The sequence below is a fragment of the Enterobacter cloacae complex sp. 394F7 genome, from assembly GCF_057320385.1.
In genome coordinates this window covers 149,115-165,438 of the sequence record NZ_JBXWCS010000008.1, presented here as the reverse complement: position 1 = coordinate 165,438, position 16,324 = coordinate 149,115, and the positions used below count along the sequence as shown (strand labels likewise).

Genomic DNA, 16,324 nt, shown 5'->3' with positions numbered 1-16,324 from the left:
CAGAAGCGCGCCATGGAAATGAGATCAGAAGCACATTATATGCAAGATGATGCGTTGCGTTGCAGAACTAATGTGATCATGATCACTCTTCATTCTCTTCTTCCAGCTCATCCCACATTGCAGCGATGGCGTCACGCGTCAGGGGAGCCAGCGTTCTCCAGAATGGCGAGGTGGCATGCGCTTCAACTTTCCCAAGGAATGTCCCGACCCACGGCAGCAGATACATTTCGAACAAGGTTTCGATGGCTTCGTTCTCATCGTCACCGGCGTGGTCCTCAATCCAGGATGCGGCCAGCAGCAGCGTACCGATATGATCGGCAGGCGTGTCGGTCAGCGGCATGCCGCGCTCTGAAAGAAAAGCGCGCACTTCCGCTTCCGTTGCCCCTTCCTGCCAGGCAGAGCGGTAAGGTGAAACACGGCACTCTTCCCCCACAAACAGCGCGTTGTAATCTGTGGAGATTTGCTGCATGTCGCAGCTTTTCTGCAGGCGCTCCAGTAAATCATCCTGTTCCAGCGGCCAGTTCTGCGCCAGTTTCCCTTCACGAATTAATGTAAAGAGCGGGACCAGCAGCGGGTCTTGAGGCTGGCGGTAGTACAGCGTACCCAGCACGCGGCAAAGGATGGAAAACTCATTCATTTTTTTATTCCATTACACAATTAAAGATCGGCAAATTCGGCAATCGGTTCCATTCCGCGCGACTCAAGGAAATCGAGCATGCGACGAGGGGTCACGTTCAGGATTTGCGCTTCCGGGAAGTTAACATCATTCAGCACTTTCAGGCACTCGCTGAAATCACCCAGTGTGAACGCAGTATGGGAATCTGAACCCAGCGCCACCATGCCTCCGGCATCACGCACTGCGGCCGCCACTTCGCGGCAGTTCGCTTCACTGCCCTTACGCGAGTGCACGAAGGAGGAGTTGTTAATCTCCAGCGCCACGTGATGCTTCGCTGCCGCCTGCGCGACAGCCTGAATATCGATTGGGTACTTCGGGTTGCCGGGGTGGCTAATAATATGCACGTTGCCGCTGGCAATGGTGGCAATCATCGCTGCGGTGTTGGTTTCTTTATCCTGAGGCGCAAAGACAGGTTCATGGAAACCGGCGAGAATAAGGTCAAGAGATGTCAGCATCGGGCCGGTGCAGTCGATCTCACCGTCGGTATTTTTAATGTTCGCCTCAATGCCACGCAGTATCCCAATACCGTCCACCAGGCGTGGCCAGATCCGCATATTCACAAAATGCCAGTAGTGCGGCGCATCCGCCATATCCGGGCCATGATCGGTGATCGCAAAAAGCCTGATGCCCTTGAGCTTCGCTTGTGCAATGTAATCATGGAGGTTGCTATACGCGTGGGTGCTGGCGACGGTGTGCATATGCAGGTCAACGGGATACATCTCTCTCTCCTCTGCGGTTTTTCCAAAGGATAGCAGTTATCTGCTGCGATTATTAGCAAAAACCCGGCTAACGCCGGGTTTCACTTAGTAGCCGCGCGTTCTGTCGACCTGCCCGGTCACCGCGTTGCCCTGCTCTATCTCACTGATGGTGTGCGTAATATAGGCCACCGCCTCTGCCGGACGCGTCACGGCGGCGACGTGTGGGGTCATCGCCACGCGCGGATGTGCCCACAGCGGGCTCTCTGCCGGCAACGGCTCGCGGCTGTACACATCCAGCATCGCGCCTTTCACCTTGCCACCCTCAAGGGCTTTTAGCAGATCGGCTTCCACCAGATGAACCCCGCGCGCCAGATTCATCACGTAACTCTGATCCACCAGCTGATTCAGAAGCGCGCTATTAATAATGCCGACCGTTTCCGCCGTATTCGGCAGCAGATTGATCAGTACGCGCGTCCCCTTCAGAAACGCCGGGAGTTCATCTGTTCCGGCAAAACTCTCAACGCCAGGATAGTTCTTGCGGCTGCGGCTCCAGCAGCGCAGCGGGAAGCCCCACGGTGCCAGCGCTTCGGCCACTTTTGAGCCGAGCACGCCCGCCCCGAGAATACCGATGGTAAACTCTTCACGTTGATATTCTGGCAGCGGCTCCCAACGCGATTGCAGTTTTAAGGCCTGATAATCGTCAAAACGTCGGAACCAGTGCAGCACCTGACTCACGGCATATTCCTGCATTTGCTGGCCCATGCCGGTATCTTCCAGGCGGAACAGGGGGATTTCCTCCGGCAGCATTTCAGGGTGCGCTTTCAGTTTGCTCAGAATGGAATCCACACCGGCACCGAGGGCAAAAACGGCCTTCAGCTTGCGCCCCTGGAGCATCTCGACCGGGGGATGCCACACCAGCGCGTAGTCTGCATGTTCGTTATCACCGCGCTTCCATTCACGCACCCGCGCCCCCGGTAACGCTGCCGAAAGTGCCTTAATCCAGTAAGCCGTATCAAAAGTGGGGTGATAGAAGATAATATCCATACTCATTCCTGCCTTTTTTGCGCTGTTTTATTTTCATTTTCAACTGGATTGCCAGCATAACAAATTTATCGCCGGACCGCGTTGCCGATAAAAAAGGCGCTTTCAGCACATTTAAGAATCATGTTGTTTGAAGTTTGTCTAAATGCGCTAATTTACTGAAAAAGTGTGTTGACGGCTGTTCGGCTTTTCCTTACATTAGCGCCCGTCCCGACAACAACGGGATGACAATATGGTGAGGTGTCCGAGTGGCTGAAGGAGCACGCCTGGAAAGTGTGTATACGGCAACGTATCGGGGGTTCGAATCCCCCCCTCACCGCCATATTCAAGGCAAGAGCTCGTACGAAATTACGGGCTTTTTTCTTTTATAGTCTCCGAAAGGGGGGGATGAGAATCCCCGACCGGGGTTCGACAACTGGCGACAGCCAGTTGGACAGACTGCGAGCGCAGCGAACAGGCTGCCCGAAGGGCGAGCGAAGCGAGTCAATCCCCCCCTCACCGCCATATTTAAAGAAGAGCTCGCATGAAAATGCGGGCTTTTTTTTCGCATGTTGCTCGCTTGCGGCGGGATGAGAACCTTGAGCCCCGTGCGCTCTTTATGTCGGGTGGCGCTGCGCTTACCCGACCTACAAAAAACTACTCTTCAACCATCCGTGCATACTCTTCTGTAAGAAAATCCACCAGCGCCCTGACGGACGGCAGTAATCCGCGTCTTGATGGATAAACCGCATGAATCACTTCTCTTTTTGGCTCCCACGCCTCCAGCACCCGAATCAGCTCTCCTGATGCCAACTGATCTTTCACCATCAATATCGGCAGTTGCACCACACCGATCCCCGCCATGGCCGCTTCACGCAGCGCCAGCATGTCGGTGGTAATCAGGCGCGGGGTAAAATGGATTTCTGCTTTCGCGCCTTCCGGGCCGCATAATTGCCATTTATGGATATGCTTACCCTCGCCCATACTCAACCCGGGCCAGGCGCTGAGTTCTGACGGCATCGACGGTTTTCCCAGGCGTTCAATCAAGGCCGGGCCCGCGACCAGGCAATGTCCCCGGTCGGCAAGCACCCGTAATACCAGATCGCTGTCATCAAACGGACGGGGACGCACGCGGATCGCCACATCCACACCTTCCCCCACCAGATCGACCCGCCGGTTCGTTGCTTCCAGCTGAAGGTTGATCCCGGGATAGCGCACCATAAACCGCGCCAGCATCGGGCCGACATGCACATGCAACAACGTGACAGGACAGGTGAGCCTGACGATACCGCGCGGTTCCGCCTGCAGCGCGGCCACGGCTTCTTCCGCTGCTTCCGCTTCAACCATCATGGCTTTGCAGTGTTGATAGAACGTCTGCCCGACCTCCGTTACCGTAAATTGTCGCGTTGTACGTTGAATTAACCGCACGCCGAGCCGCTCTTCAAGCTGCGCAATACGGCGGCTCAGCCTGGACTTAGGCAGATCGAGTGCCCGCCCTGCTGCAGCAAAACCACCGTAGTCGACCACTTTCACAAACCACACAAAGTCATTGAGATCCTGCATAAATCCTCATCGTTCTATTTTCAGAACAGTGAATGCCATTTTCACTCTCTACCGGAACATTAACTCTGAATATAAGCTAATTACATCAACAGAACATCAGGAGTTCATCATGAAAAACGTAACAGGCGTCTATACCGCCCCCCGTCAACACTGGGTTGGCAATGGTTTCCCGGTGCGTTCGATGTTTTCTTATCAGACACACGGCGAGTCGCTGAGCCCGTTCTTACTGCTGGACTACGCAGGCCCACATACCTTCCCGGCGGACGGCACAAAACGCGGGGTGGACGAGCATCCGCATCGTGGTTTTGAAACGGTCACCATTGTCTATTCCGGCGAAGTGGAGCATCGCGACTCCACTGGCAGAGGCGGCGTCATTGGTCCGGGCGACGTGCAGTGGATGACAGCCGGTGCAGGCATTCTGCATGAAGAGTTCCACTCCAGCGCGTTCGCGCACAAAGGCGGAGAACTCAAGATGATGCAGCTTTGGGTCAACCTGCCGGCGAAAGACAAAATGGCCACGCCGGGCTATCAGAGCATTACCAAAGCCGATATCCCGGTGGTGACGCTGCCCGACAACAGCGGCTCGCTGCGGGTTATCGCTGGTCACTACGACGATGTTAGCGGCCCGGCGCATACCTTCTCACCGCTGAACGTGTGGGACATTGCCCTCAACCAGGGCAGCCACGTCACGCTGAGTCAGCCAGAGGGCTGGAGCACGGCGCTGGTGGTGCTGGAAGGCCATGTCACGGTGAACGGTACGGCTCACGCGGGAGAAGCACAACTGGTGGTCATGAGTCAGGAAGGTGACAGGTTACACCTGGAAGCCAGCAGCGATGCCAAAGTACTGCTGATGGCCGGTGCGCCGCTGAATGAACCGATTGTGGGCTACGGCCCGTTCGTGATGAACAGTAAAACCGAAATCAATGAAGCCATTCGTGATTTCAACTCCGGCCGTTTCGGCCAGATCTAACCCTAATAAAGGAGATGAACATGTCTACACCTGCCAACTTTAATGGAGCACGTCCGGTCATTGATGTGAACGATGCGGTGATGTTGCTTATCGACCACCAGAGTGGCCTGTTCCAGACCGTCGGCGATATGCCGATGCCTGAGCTGCGTGCCCGTGCGGCGGCTCTGGCGAAAATCGCGACGCTTGCGAACATCCCGGTGATCACCACCGCTTCCGTCCCGCAGGGCCCGAACGGTCCGCTCATCCCGGAAATTCATGCCAACGCGCCGCATGCACAGTATGTGGCACGTAAAGGGGAGATCAACGCCTGGGATAACCCGGATTTTGTGGCCGCGGTTAAAGCCACCGGACGTAAGACGTTGATTATCGCCGGTACCATCACCAGCGTCTGCATGGCATTTCCGTCGATTAGCGCAGTGGCGGATGGCTATAAAGTCTTTGCGGTGATTGATGCGTCCGGTACTTACAGCAAAATGGCGCAGGAGATCACCCTGGCCCGTGTGGTGCAGGCGGGCGTAGTGCCAATGGATACGGCGGCTGTTGCCTCTGAGATCCAGCGGACATGGAACCGTGAAGATGCGGCCGAGTGGGCAGAAGTCTACACGCACATTTTCCCGGCGTACCAGCTGCTGATCGAGAGCTACGGCAAGGCACAGGAAGTGGTGAAAAACAGCGAAGCGCTCGATTCACAGCGTTAAGCGCCCGTGCTGTGACCAAAGCTGATTAAGGCTTAACCGAACACGCACTAAAGCTGAAAATCTGCTTGACCGTTTTAGCGCAACTCCCTATAGTAGCGCCCCGTTGCCCCCCAAGCGGTCAGGCAGCAAAACAATATGGTGAGGTGTCCGAGTGGCTGAAGGAGCACGCCTGGAAAGTGTGTATACGGCAACGTATCGGGGGTTCGAATCCCCCCCTCACCGCCATATTTAAGACAAGAGCTCGTACGAAAGTACGGGCTTTTTTCTTTTATAGTCTCCGAAGGGGGGGATGAGAATCCCCGACCGGGGTTCGACAACTGGCGACAGCCAGTTGGACAGACTGCGAGCGCAGCGAACAGGCTGCCCGAAGGGCGAGCGAAGCGAGTCAATCCCCCCCTCACCGCCATATTCAAGACAAGAGCTCGTACGAAAGTACGGGCTTTTTTCTTTTATAGTCTCCGAAAGGGAGGATGAGAATCCCCGACCGGGGTTCGACAAAGACAGTTCAGCAACGTAGTCGCCTTATTCGCCGGGTGGCGCTAACGCTTACCCGGCCTACAAGACCCATGGGCCCGTAAATTAATACGGGCTACCACCATTAATTGTTCAGTTTCCCTGCGTTCTGCCCTCTCACGACAGAAGTCGTCTGTTCTGGATTTGCAGCAGGTTCATCTTTACGCTCTTCCAGCCAGTAATCCGCGTTTTTAATCCCCAGTCGAATCGGGTCAAAGTGCGGATCCACCCCCTGCGCATTCTGAATTTCATAATCCTTAAGGCTGGCAAACGCTTTTTTATGTAAAAGCACAATGGCAATAATGTTGAGCCATGCCATCAGCCCTACCCCAATATCCCCCAGCCCCCATGCCAGATCCGCCGTACGGACTGTGCCATATACCGTTGAAGCCATCAGGCATAATTTGAGCACGAATGTCAGCCATGGGCGGTGAATTTTACGGTTGATGAAGGCGATATTAGTTTCAGCAATATAGTAGTAAGCAATAATGGTCGTGAAGGCAAAGAAGAACAGCGCAACAGCAACAAAGTAATTACCAAAGCCTGGCATCATACTTTCCATTGCCGTCTGCACATAGCCAGGCCCTGCTGCCACGCCGGAAATACCGGTGTAGAGTGCAGCACCGTCAATGCCCTGGACGTTATACAGACCGGTGATCAACAGCATAAACCCGGTCGCCGAGCAGACAAACAGCGTGTCGATATAGACCGAGAAAGCCTGAACCAGCCCCTGCTTCACCGGATGGCTCACTGCCGCCGCAGATGACGCATGCGGCCCGGTACCTTGCGCCGCCTCGTTGGAATAGACTCCGCGCTTAACGCCCCACATGATAGCCTGACCAAGAATGGCACCAAAACCAGCTTCCAGACCAAAAGCGCTTTTCCAGATCAACAGAATCACACCAGGAAGCTCAGTAATATTAATCGCGATAATAACGCAAGCCACAATAATATAGCCGAGCGCCATAAACGGAACGACCATACTGCTAAAACTGGCGATCCTTTTCACACCACCGAAAATAATAAAACTTAACAGTACGGCAAGTAATGCTGCCGTGACATTTGGATCAAGCCCAAATGCAATATCCAGGCTGGCACCAATCGAGTTTGCTTGTACCCCTGGCAGTAATAAACCGCAGGAGAAAATGGTGACGACGGCAAATAACCATGCATACCATTTAACGCCTAATCCTTTTTCAATATAAAAGGCAGGACCGCCACGATATTCACCGTTGATTTTTTCTTTATAAACCTGGCCCAACGTAGATTCCACAAACGCAGAGCTGGCCCCCAAAAACGCCACAATCCACATCCAGAAAAGTGCGCCCGGTCCACCGAAGGTGATAGCGGTGGCGACGCCAGCAATGTTCCCGGTCCCTACACGCCCTGCCAGCGTCATCGTCAGTGCCTGGAACGACGATACGCCAGCATCCGTAGGACGCCCCTGGAACATCAAGGTAATCATATGTTTTATATGACGTAACTGCAAAAAACGACTACGTAATGAGAAATAGAGGCCGACACCCAGACATAAAAATATTAACGCCGGGCTCCAGATAACACCGTTAATTGCACCAACCAGTTCGTTCATGTATGACCCTCAACGTGATGTTCCAGGGAAACGGTTCCCCATGGGATTTTCTTGTTAGAATGTTGTTTGAATCAGTACGAAACATAGAGAATTAGACACAATACACCAACTTAATTTTCACATCTTAGTAACATTATGTGACAACATTCACGTTTAAATTTGAGCGAACAATTAGCGCGATCATGATATTCATGGGTACTTTGTGGATATTATAAATACACATCACATTTCGCTGAGCGTGATAAAAAAACCAGCGTCAAAAATGAATAACCGACATGATGAATTCCGCAAGACAGGCAATCTTTTAAAAGACAACCAGACGCGAGTCGTGAGAAGAAATAAACGAAGCTTCCCGGCATTACGCCGGGAAGGGATGACAGGTGAGCGGTAAAACGGCGATGTTTTACCGTCAGTCGGAATAGACTTCCAGCGTGCGCTGGCACAGCGCCGACCGCACACAATCTTCTTTGGTAAAGCGTACTACCCCAATCATGTCGTCTTCCTCAAAACGTGACATGGCGTCGCTCAAGCCGGATTTCACGCCGGATGGCAGGTCGCACTGGGTAATATCGCCATTGACGATAACCGTCACGTTCTCCCCGAGGCGCGTTAAGAACATCTTCATTTGCGCAGCGGTCACGTTCTGAGCCTCGTCAAGAATGACGACCGCATTTTCAAATGTACGTCCGCGCATATAGGCGAACGGCGCGATTTCCACCTTGCCAATCTCTGGTCGCAGGCAGTACTGCATAAAGGATGCACCCAGTCGCTTCACCAGCACGTCATATACGGGCCTGAAGTAAGGGGCAAACTTCTCCGATATGTCACCGGGCAAGAAGCCGAGATCTTCATCAGCTTGCAGTACCGGACGGGTAACAATAATTCTCTCCACGTCCTTATGGATCAGGGCCTCCGCTGCTTTGGCTGCACTGATCCAGGTTTTCCCGCATCCGGCTTCACCGGTTGCAAAGATGAGCTGTTTACTCTCGATAGCATTCAGGTAGTGCGCCTGAGCCTCATTGCGCGCCACAATTGGGGAATTATCACGGCTGTCCCGCGCCATGCCAATTGCTTCTACGCCACTCATCTGCACAAGCGAGGTGACCGATTCTTCTTCACGCTGTTTATGACTACGTGAATCCCGTCTCAGCACACGTTTTGCTTCGCGACGAGCTTTGATCACTGCTTTTTGTCTTCCCATGGATAGCACCTTGAGTTGTTGGTATTCATCACACGCGCCAGTTTCGGCACGATTATGCGCACGAACATCAGAGGGTTGGCTTCCTTGTAAGCCATTGCTTGCCTTGCCGGATGACGATACAGAATAGCTACGCGCACCATTCTGCACGTCGGTAGAATCTGGTTTCTGAATAGAAGGGGAGAATTTAGTGGTGAGGAAATCGCTGCCGGAGTCTGAGCCTCCGCGCCGGGTACTGCGGTTGTTGTGTTTACCTTGTCCAGTACAGGACGATACCATTCGCGATCTCCATAGTGATTCAGCATCACTGCCGGGAACTACCGCTGTCTTATCTTAAGTACATCAGGGATTATCATAAATGCAACATTTATTTTACCTGAATGCAACTTTTAAGACTGCTCCTGCAGTTGAAAACAGTCTCATACAGGAATATTACAGAAATATAACAGAGGGATAGTCATATGAAAAAATAATGTCCCCGCGAACTATCGCAGGGACAATTATCAGGCTTCTATCAGCCCTTGCGCGAGCCATGCGTTCGAATCGCGCACGCCGGGCAGCGCGAAGAAATAGCCGCCGCCGATAGGTTTAACGTACTCTTCCAGCGCTTCGCCGTTTAACCGCTTCTGCACGGTGAGGAAACCCTTCTCCAGATCGTGCTGATAGCAGACAAACAGCAGCCCCATATCCAGCTGACCGGAATTGGTCACCCCCAGCGAGTAGCTATAGCCCCGGCGCATCATCAGGCTTGACTGCGTCTCTTTGGTGCGCGGGTTCGCCAGCCGGATGTGACTGTCCAGCGCAATGGTATCGCCATTAGGATCGCTGGCGTAATCCGGCACATCATGCTCGTGCTTCATGCCAAGTGGCGCCCCGCTCTGCTTGTCACGGCCAAAGATCGTCTGCTGCTCTTTAAGCGGCGTGCGATCCCAGAATTCCACATGGAACTGAATCACCCGCACCGCCTGATAGCTCCCGCCGACGGCCCAGGCAGGCTCACCCTGATCGGCTGTGACCCAGACGACCTCTTTCATTAGCGCGCCGTTGCTGCTGTCCGGGTTGGCGGTGCCATCCTTAAAGCCCAGCAGGTTCACCGGCGTCTCTTTGCCTTTGCTGCGGGCAGCATGGTCAGAGATAAACCCTTCCCGCTTCCAGCGCACGCTCAACAGATCAGGCGTGTGTTTGATGATATCCCGCAGAGCGTGGATCACCGTGTCCTGCGTGTTAGCGCAAATCTGCAGGAGCAGATCGCCGTGGCAGAGAGCAGCATCCAGAGAATCATTCGGGAAACGCGTCATTTTTTGCAGCGCTTTCGGCTTCTGTTTTGCCAGCCCGTAACGTTCATCAAACAGCGATTCGCCCAGCGACACCGTAATGGTCAGATTATCCGGGGCGATGAACGACCCTAAGATCCCCGAGTCCATAGGCGGCAGTCGTGGATTTGGCGTTTCTGGCGCCGGTCCCCCTGCAGTCAAAAACGCGATGCGCGTGGTCAGCAGGCGAAACAGGCGCTCCAGGTCAGCTTTATCACTTGCCAGCGAATCAAAGGCCACCAGCATCATGGAGGCCTGCTGTGGTGTCAGAATGCCCGCCTGATGTTCGCCATAGAAAGGCTGCGTCTCCATACGGGCGTCCGGTGACAGCGTACCGGGCGCACTTTGCGGTTTTGCCGCATGCGCCACCGGACACCCACCGGCCAGGGCAAATGCGCCCCCCAGCGCCCCTACCCCTTTCAACAACCGACGACGTGACGGTTCTGCCACGTCGTATTCGTCATGCTTGTTCATCGTGCTTAGTCCAGACCCAGTACGCCACGCAGCAGGGAGAGATCTTCCGCCAGGGTGGTAATCGGGCCTTTCAGCGCATTACGATCGGCGTCGGTCAGTTTATCGTAGGTTTCAAACCCGTCTTTGGTGCGGTACTTCGCCAGAATGGTGTCGACTTTCTTAAAGTTGGCATCCACTTTTGCCAGCAACTCGCTGTTCTCTTTCTGCAGCTGAGGGCGCAGCAGGTTAACAATTTTCTGCGCGCCATCGACGTTCGCCTGGAAATCCCACAGATCAGTGTGGCTGTAGCGATCTTCTTCACCGCTGATTTTGCTGGCGGCCACTTCTTCAATCAGTCCGGCCGCACCGCCCACCACTTTAGATGGCGGGAAGGCCAGCTCGCTGATGCGCTTTTGCAGCTCCAGCACGTCGCTGTTGAGCTGATCGGCATACTTCTCCATCCCTTTGGTAGAGTTATCGCCAAACAGGGCTTTCTCCAGACGGTGGAAGCCGGTGAATTTTGGATCGGCCGCTTTCTGCTCGTAATCGTCTTCACGGGCATCAATGCTGCCATCAAGATCGGAGAACAGCTCCGCAATCGGCTCAATGCGCTCGTAGTGTTGACGGGTGGGCGCATACAGGGATTTCGCTTTGTCGATATCGCCCACTTTCACCGCATCCGTAAAGGCTTTGGTTCCCGCTGCCAGGTCTGCCGTCTCTTTGATGACATACGCTTTATAAGCGGTAATGGCATCGCCCAGGCTCAGCAGGGCCGTGCCTTTCGCGGCATCCGCTGTGGCATTCCCCTTAACGATGAGCTTACCTTTCGGGTTGGTCAGCAGACCGCAGGTCATGTCATATTCACCCGGCTGCAGGTTAGCCGTCATTTTCTGGCTAAAGCCCGGCGCGATATTTTCGCGCTCTTCCACGACCATCACGCCTTTGAGAATTTCCCACTCCAGCGCTTTCTGGCTGTGGTTCTGAATAATAAATTGTGTCTTACCGCTGTTGACCGTAATGGTCATCGGCTCACACTGCTTATCATTCACCGTCACCTTGACCTGTGGAATATCAGCAGCCTGAGCGGCGAAGGCAGAAGCAACAAGCGCTGCCACACCAACCTGTAACGCACTACGACGAAATTGAATTGCCATGACCCTTCCCTTTTAAAAGTATGTTGTAACTACAGTAAGCACATCAGGGCGCAGTACGCGACGGCTGAGCGCTGGGGCGCGATGGCATAAAGAACAGCGCCAGCGCCGGAATAAGATAGATAAAGTACATCGCCACTTCACTGACGCTTGGCGTTTCCTGATAGCCGAAGATCCCTTCGAGCAGCGTGCCGGTCAGTGAATGGGTAGAAAGAACATTGCTAAGATCGAACGCCACATCCTGGAAGTGGTTCCACAGACCCGCCTCATGGAAAGCGCGAATCGCCCCTGCCGCCAGCCCTGCGGCCACCAGCAAAATGAACAGACTGGTCCATTTAAAGAAGGCCCCCAGGTTCAGGCGAATGCCACCCCAGTAGAGCAGGAAACCCAGCACCACGGCCGTTGCCAGCCCCAGCATCGCCCCCAGCGGTGGCCAGATCCCCACATCCTGCTGAAAGGCAGCCAGCAGGAAGAAAACGGATTCCAGACCTTCACGCGCCACGGCGAAAAAGACCATCATGATCAGCGCCCAGCCGTGATGATTTCCCTTCTGCAGGGCATTATCTACCGCCTGCTCCAGCTGCACCTTCACGTTACGCGAGACTTTACGCATCCAGAACACCATCCAGGTGAGGATCACCACCGCTATCACGGCAACGATACCTTCGAACAGCTCCTGTTCTTTCTGCGGGAATTCACCGGTGGTTTCATTGATCAGAATGCCCAGGCCCAGACAGAGCGCAGCGGCGAGGAAAACCCCTATCCACATCACCCCAATCCAGCGTCCGCGCTGGGTTCGCTTCAGATAACTGGCGATGAGGCTAACAATGAGGGCCGCTTCCAGGCCTTCGCGTAACATAATGAGAAATGGAACAAACATGCAGACACCTTAAATGTTTATCGCGGTCAACTGATGCAAAGAAAGGTAAATTCTTGTGATAGTGATTATCATTACGGCGATAAGAAAAACAAGCGAAATGTGTGGTTTTTGATGACGAGTTGTAAACGCATCGCGGGGTAATAGTTGCGCTCGTGACGTTCCGGTTTATAAGGTATAACGAAAATGCCCATTTACGGTTAATCAGCGCTGTGGCTAAATATCCGCCTCGCAAACTAACCGAAAATAAACCATGTTTAAGATTGTCCATTTCCTGCTGGCGCTGGTGATTATTCTTGCGCTTGCCTGGCTGGTAAGTTTTGACCGCCGAAAAATTCGCATTCGCTTTGTTTTACAGCTGATCGTTATTGAAATTGCGCTGGCGTTCTTTTTCCTGCACGCCGAAAGCGGGTTATTCCTGATTAAATACGTCTCCGGTTTCTTTGAATCACTGCTGAAATTTGCCGGTGAAGGGACCAATTTCGTCTTTGGCGGAATGGGTGAAAAAGGGCTGGCGTTCATTTTCCTCGGCGTGCTTTGCCCGATTATTTTTATCTCCGCACTCATTGGTATTCTTCAGCACTGGCGCATTCTGCCGATTTTTATTCGGCTGATTGGCACGCTGCTGTCAAAACTGAACGGCATGGGCAAGCTGGAATCCTTTAACGCGGTGAGTTCGCTGATCCTCGGACAGTCTGAAAACTTTATTGCCTACAAGGGCGTACTGGGCGATCTCTCGTCACGTCGTCTGTTCACCATGGCGGCCACGGCCATGTCGACCGTCTCCCTGTCGATTGTCGGTGCCTATATGACCATGCTCGACGCTAAATTTGTGGTGGCGGCGCTCATTCTGAACATGTTCAGCACCTTTATTATTCTCTCCGTCATCAACCCGGTTCGCCCGGAAGCGGAGCCGGATATTAAGCTCGAAAAACTGCATGAATCCCAGAGCTTCTTCGAAATGCTGGGCGAGTATATTCTGGCCGGTTTTAAAGTGGCGATGATTATTCTGGCGATGCTGATTGGCTTTATTGCGCTTATTAGCGCCATTAACGCCCTCTTCTCCAGCGTATTTGGCATGAGCTTCCAGCAGATCCTGGGCTATGTGTTTTATCCGCTGGCGTGGCTGGTGGGTATTCCGCTGAGCGATGCCTTAAATGCCGGCAGTATTATGGCAACTAAGCTGGTAGCGAATGAATTTGTGGCGATGATTGAGCTACAAAAAATTGCGCATCAGATGTCACCGCGCGGACTGGGGATTTTATCCGTGTTCCTGGTGTCGTTCGCCAACTTCGCCTCTATCGGTATTGTTGCAGGTGCAATCAAGGGCCTGAACGAGCAGCAGGGCAACGTGGTGTCGCGGTTTGGTCTGCGTCTGGTGTATGGCGCGACGCTGGTGAGTTTGCTGTCGGCGAGCTTTGCGGGCCTGGTATTGTGATGTGATGCCGGGTGGCGCGCAGCGATCCCGGCCTACGATACAACAACGGCGGGTTATCCCGCCGTTTTCATTAAAACTGCACACACACCGGCTGATCGACCCGCATCACCGACTCCTGCGCAAAGCGGGATTTATAGATCCCGCGTAACGCCTCAATGTTCTTCTCGCTCTGCGCATCTTTTCCGTGGTTCAGCATCAAGGCCTTGCTCGGCTCACGCGCCACTTTACCGTCGTTGCCCAGCCACTGTCCGCGCGCATCAAACACCGTTAAGCCATCACGAAAACGCGGCGTCACGTCCCGGTCAACAAACTGCTGCCACTCGTCGGGGGTGATCTGCGCCCCGGCCGGACGATTTAAGCCGAAATAAAGCGTGGTCTGCTGCATCTGGTTATCCACTTTGCAGGTGTCAGTCGCCGTATGCTGCGACGGTGCCGTACAGCCAGCCAGCATCAGGAATGCCGCTGCCAGTAACCCTGTTTTGATTGTCATGCTTCGCTATCCTCATTGTTATAAGTGCAGCGATATCACCGTAAATTACGGATTTTGGCAAGAAAAAAGCCGGGTGGCGCTGACGCTCACCCGGCTTACAGTGTGCAGGAAGAAAAATTACTCAGCCTGGAGCTTCGTCGGCGGCGCAGTGTGGTAATGGGCATCCGCTTCCGCAAAGCGTTTCTGCATGGAGGCAGACGGCGCTTTACCCAGCAGGCTAAAGACCACAATACCGAGACTGCCGAAGATGAAGCCCGGGATAATTTCGTACAGACCCAGCCACGCGAACTGTTTCCAGACGATAACCGTGACCGCACCGATAATCATCCCCGCCAGCGCGCCGTTACGGGTCATACGCGACCACATCACGGAGAACAGCACCACCGGACCAAACGCCGCACCAAAGCCCGCCCACGCGTAGCTCACCAGACCCAGCACGCGGTTTTCCGGGTTCGACGCCAGCGCAATGGCCACCAGCGCCACAACCAGCACCATGAAGCGCCCTACCCACACCAGCTCTTTCTGGCTTGCGCCTTTACGCAGGAATGCCTTGTAGAGGTCTTCGGTGATCGCACTGGAGCAGACCAGCAGCTGGCAGCTCAGGGTGGACATCACCGCCGCCAGAATAGCGGAGAGCAGAATACCGGCAATCCATGGGTTAAACAGCACCTGCGCCAGCTCGATAAACACACGCTCGGCGTTCTGGTTTACCGCGCCCGCCTGCGCCGGGTTGTTGTTGAAGTATGCAATGCCAAAGAAGCCCACCGCGCACGCCCCTGCCAGGCAGAGGATCATCCACGTCATACTGATGCGACGCGCATGAACGATGGTGTGGTGAGAGTCGGCCGCCATAAAGCGCGCCAGGATATGCGGCTGACCGAAATAGCCCAGACCCCAGCCCATCAGGGAGACGATGGCGACAAAGTTCAGCCCTTTGAGCATATCGACGTTTTCAATGCTCTTCTGCTTGATCACTTCCAGCGACTCGCCAAAACCACCAACGGTGAAGATCACAATCACCGGGGTCAGGATCAGGGCGAAAATCATCAGGCTCGCCTGCACGGTGTCGGTCCAGCTTACCGCCAGGAACCCACCCACGAAGGTGTAGAGGATGGTAGCCGCCGCACCGGCCCACAGGGCGGTTTCGTAGCTCATGCCGAAGGTGCTTTCGAACAGACGCGCACCGGCCACAATACCGGAGGCACAATAGATAGTGAAGAACAGCAGGATCACCACCGCCGAGATAATGCGCAGGATGCGGCTGTTATCTTCGAAACGGCCGGTGAAATAATCCGGCAGCGTCAGGGCGTTGTTGTTCACTTCGGTATGCACGCGCAGACGGCCTGCTACCAGCTTCCAGTTAATCCACGCCCCGAGAGTCAGGCCAATGGCGATCCAGCTTTCAGAGATGCCGGAGATGAAAATCGCCCCCGGCAGCCCCATCAGCAGCCAGCCACTCATGTCCGATGCCCCCGCAGAAAGCGCAGTCACCATTGGGCCTAAACTGCGGCCACCCAGAATGTAGTCGTCAAAGTTCTTTGTAGAACGCCATGCCAAAAACCCTATCAGGATCATGCCAAAAATATAAACGAGAAATGTCACCAGCATCGGTGTGCTCATTGCCATTCAAATTCTCCAAAAGTCGAGCGACAACCGTCCGGGTTGCCTTGTTATG

14 protein-coding genes, 2 tRNA genes and 2 other RNA genes are annotated in these 16,324 nt (G+C 54.2%); 7 read left to right on the top strand and 11 right to left on the bottom strand.

What is annotated here, in order from left to right; all coding sequences use genetic code 11:
• Positions 1 to 82: 82 nt before the first annotated feature.
• The 3 genes from AC2FAK_RS13670 to ghrA form a co-directional block, all read right to left on the bottom strand.
• Entirely contained in the window at positions 83 to 637 is a 555-nt protein-coding gene (locus AC2FAK_RS13670) for a TorD/DmsD family molecular chaperone (protein ID WP_013097176.1), read from the bottom strand.
• A gap of 20 nt (positions 638 to 657) precedes the next feature.
• Positions 658 to 1,395: a phosphatase gene (locus AC2FAK_RS13665; protein WP_040019375.1), complete on the bottom strand. Its 738-nt coding sequence runs from the start codon at positions 1,393 to 1,395 to the stop codon at positions 658 to 660.
• An 84-nt stretch (positions 1,396 to 1,479) separates the two neighbouring features.
• Complete coding sequence (gene ghrA / locus AC2FAK_RS13660; protein WP_040019373.1) at positions 1,480 to 2,418, bottom strand: glyoxylate/hydroxypyruvate reductase GhrA; 939 nt, start codon at positions 2,416 to 2,418, stop codon at positions 1,480 to 1,482.
• A gap of 231 nt (positions 2,419 to 2,649) precedes the next feature.
• On the opposite strand from ghrA, the gene AC2FAK_RS13655 reads away from it, so the two are divergent.
• Together AC2FAK_RS13655 and AC2FAK_RS13650 are read left to right on the top strand one after the other, a co-directional pair.
• A tRNA-Ser gene (locus tag AC2FAK_RS13655) sits at positions 2,650 to 2,737 on the top strand.
• A 44-nt stretch (positions 2,738 to 2,781) separates the two neighbouring features.
• A non-coding RNA gene (locus AC2FAK_RS13650) (RtT sRNA) lies at positions 2,782 to 2,919 on the top strand.
• 132 nt (positions 2,920 to 3,051) lie between these two features.
• Here the strand turns inward: AC2FAK_RS13650 and AC2FAK_RS13645 are convergent.
• Entirely contained in the window at positions 3,052 to 3,957 is a 906-nt protein-coding gene (locus AC2FAK_RS13645) for a LysR family transcriptional regulator (RefSeq protein WP_013097179.1), read from the bottom strand.
• A 109-nt stretch (positions 3,958 to 4,066) separates the two neighbouring features.
• Between AC2FAK_RS13645 and AC2FAK_RS13640 the strand changes: the two genes are divergently transcribed.
• From AC2FAK_RS13640 to AC2FAK_RS13625, 4 genes are all read left to right on the top strand, one after another.
• A complete protein-coding gene (locus AC2FAK_RS13640) occupies positions 4,067 to 4,927 on the top strand; it encodes a pirin family protein (RefSeq protein ID WP_095455637.1) in 861 nt (286 codons plus the stop codon).
• 20 nt (positions 4,928 to 4,947) lie between these two features.
• Positions 4,948 to 5,625 (top strand): isochorismatase family protein, encoded by a 678-nt coding sequence (locus tag AC2FAK_RS13635; protein WP_095455636.1) that lies wholly within the window; start codon positions 4,948 to 4,950, stop codon positions 5,623 to 5,625.
• Between the two features lie 137 nt (positions 5,626 to 5,762).
• Positions 5,763 to 5,850, top strand: a tRNA-Ser gene (locus AC2FAK_RS13630).
• Between the two features lie 43 nt (positions 5,851 to 5,893).
• Positions 5,894 to 6,031, top strand: a non-coding RNA gene (locus tag AC2FAK_RS13625) — RtT sRNA.
• A gap of 192 nt (positions 6,032 to 6,223) precedes the next feature.
• On the opposite strand, the gene AC2FAK_RS13620 is transcribed toward AC2FAK_RS13625, so the two are convergent.
• The 5 genes from AC2FAK_RS13620 to efeU all read right to left on the bottom strand — a co-directional run bounded on the left by AC2FAK_RS13620 (position 6,224) and on the right by efeU (position 12,724).
• Positions 6,224 to 7,729, bottom strand: coding sequence for an alanine/glycine:cation symporter family protein (locus AC2FAK_RS13620; protein ID WP_095455635.1), 1,506 nt, complete (start codon positions 7,727 to 7,729; stop codon positions 6,224 to 6,226).
• 409 nt (positions 7,730 to 8,138) lie between these two features.
• The gene (gene phoH / locus AC2FAK_RS13615; RefSeq protein WP_013097183.1) at positions 8,139 to 8,930 is read right to left on the bottom strand and encodes a phosphate starvation-inducible protein PhoH; all 792 of its coding nucleotides are present in this window, start codon (positions 8,928 to 8,930) and stop codon (positions 8,139 to 8,141) included.
• A 500-nt stretch (positions 8,931 to 9,430) separates the two neighbouring features.
• Positions 9,431 to 10,714 (bottom strand): iron uptake transporter deferrochelatase/peroxidase subunit, encoded by a 1,284-nt coding sequence (gene efeB / locus AC2FAK_RS13610; protein ID WP_029882758.1) that lies wholly within the window; start codon positions 10,712 to 10,714, stop codon positions 9,431 to 9,433.
• A 5-nt stretch (positions 10,715 to 10,719) separates the two neighbouring features.
• Complete coding sequence (efeO, locus tag AC2FAK_RS13605) at positions 10,720 to 11,847, bottom strand: iron uptake system protein EfeO (protein WP_058684537.1); 1,128 nt, start codon at positions 11,845 to 11,847, stop codon at positions 10,720 to 10,722.
• A gap of 43 nt (positions 11,848 to 11,890) precedes the next feature.
• A complete protein-coding gene (efeU, locus tag AC2FAK_RS13600; protein ID WP_013097186.1) occupies positions 11,891 to 12,724 on the bottom strand; it encodes an iron uptake transporter permease EfeU in 834 nt (277 codons plus the stop codon).
• 250 nt (positions 12,725 to 12,974) lie between these two features.
• Between efeU and AC2FAK_RS13595 the strand changes: the two genes are divergently transcribed.
• Positions 12,975 to 14,159: a NupC/NupG family nucleoside CNT transporter gene (locus tag AC2FAK_RS13595; RefSeq protein ID WP_020689647.1), complete on the top strand. Its 1,185-nt coding sequence runs from the start codon at positions 12,975 to 12,977 to the stop codon at positions 14,157 to 14,159.
• A gap of 70 nt (positions 14,160 to 14,229) precedes the next feature.
• Here AC2FAK_RS13595 and AC2FAK_RS13590 read toward each other — a convergent pair whose 3' ends face one another.
• Positions 14,230 to 14,649 carry a DUF3574 domain-containing protein gene (locus AC2FAK_RS13590; RefSeq protein ID WP_095455634.1) on the bottom strand — a complete coding sequence of 140 codons (420 nt, stop codon included), beginning with the start codon at positions 14,647 to 14,649 and terminating at the stop codon, positions 14,230 to 14,232.
• A 117-nt stretch (positions 14,650 to 14,766) separates the two neighbouring features.
• On the bottom strand, positions 14,767 to 16,275 hold the full coding sequence (putP, locus tag AC2FAK_RS13585; protein ID WP_029882760.1) for a sodium/proline symporter PutP: 1,509 nt from the start codon (positions 16,273 to 16,275) through the stop codon (positions 14,767 to 14,769).
• Between the last annotated feature and the right edge of the window lie 49 nt (positions 16,276 to 16,324).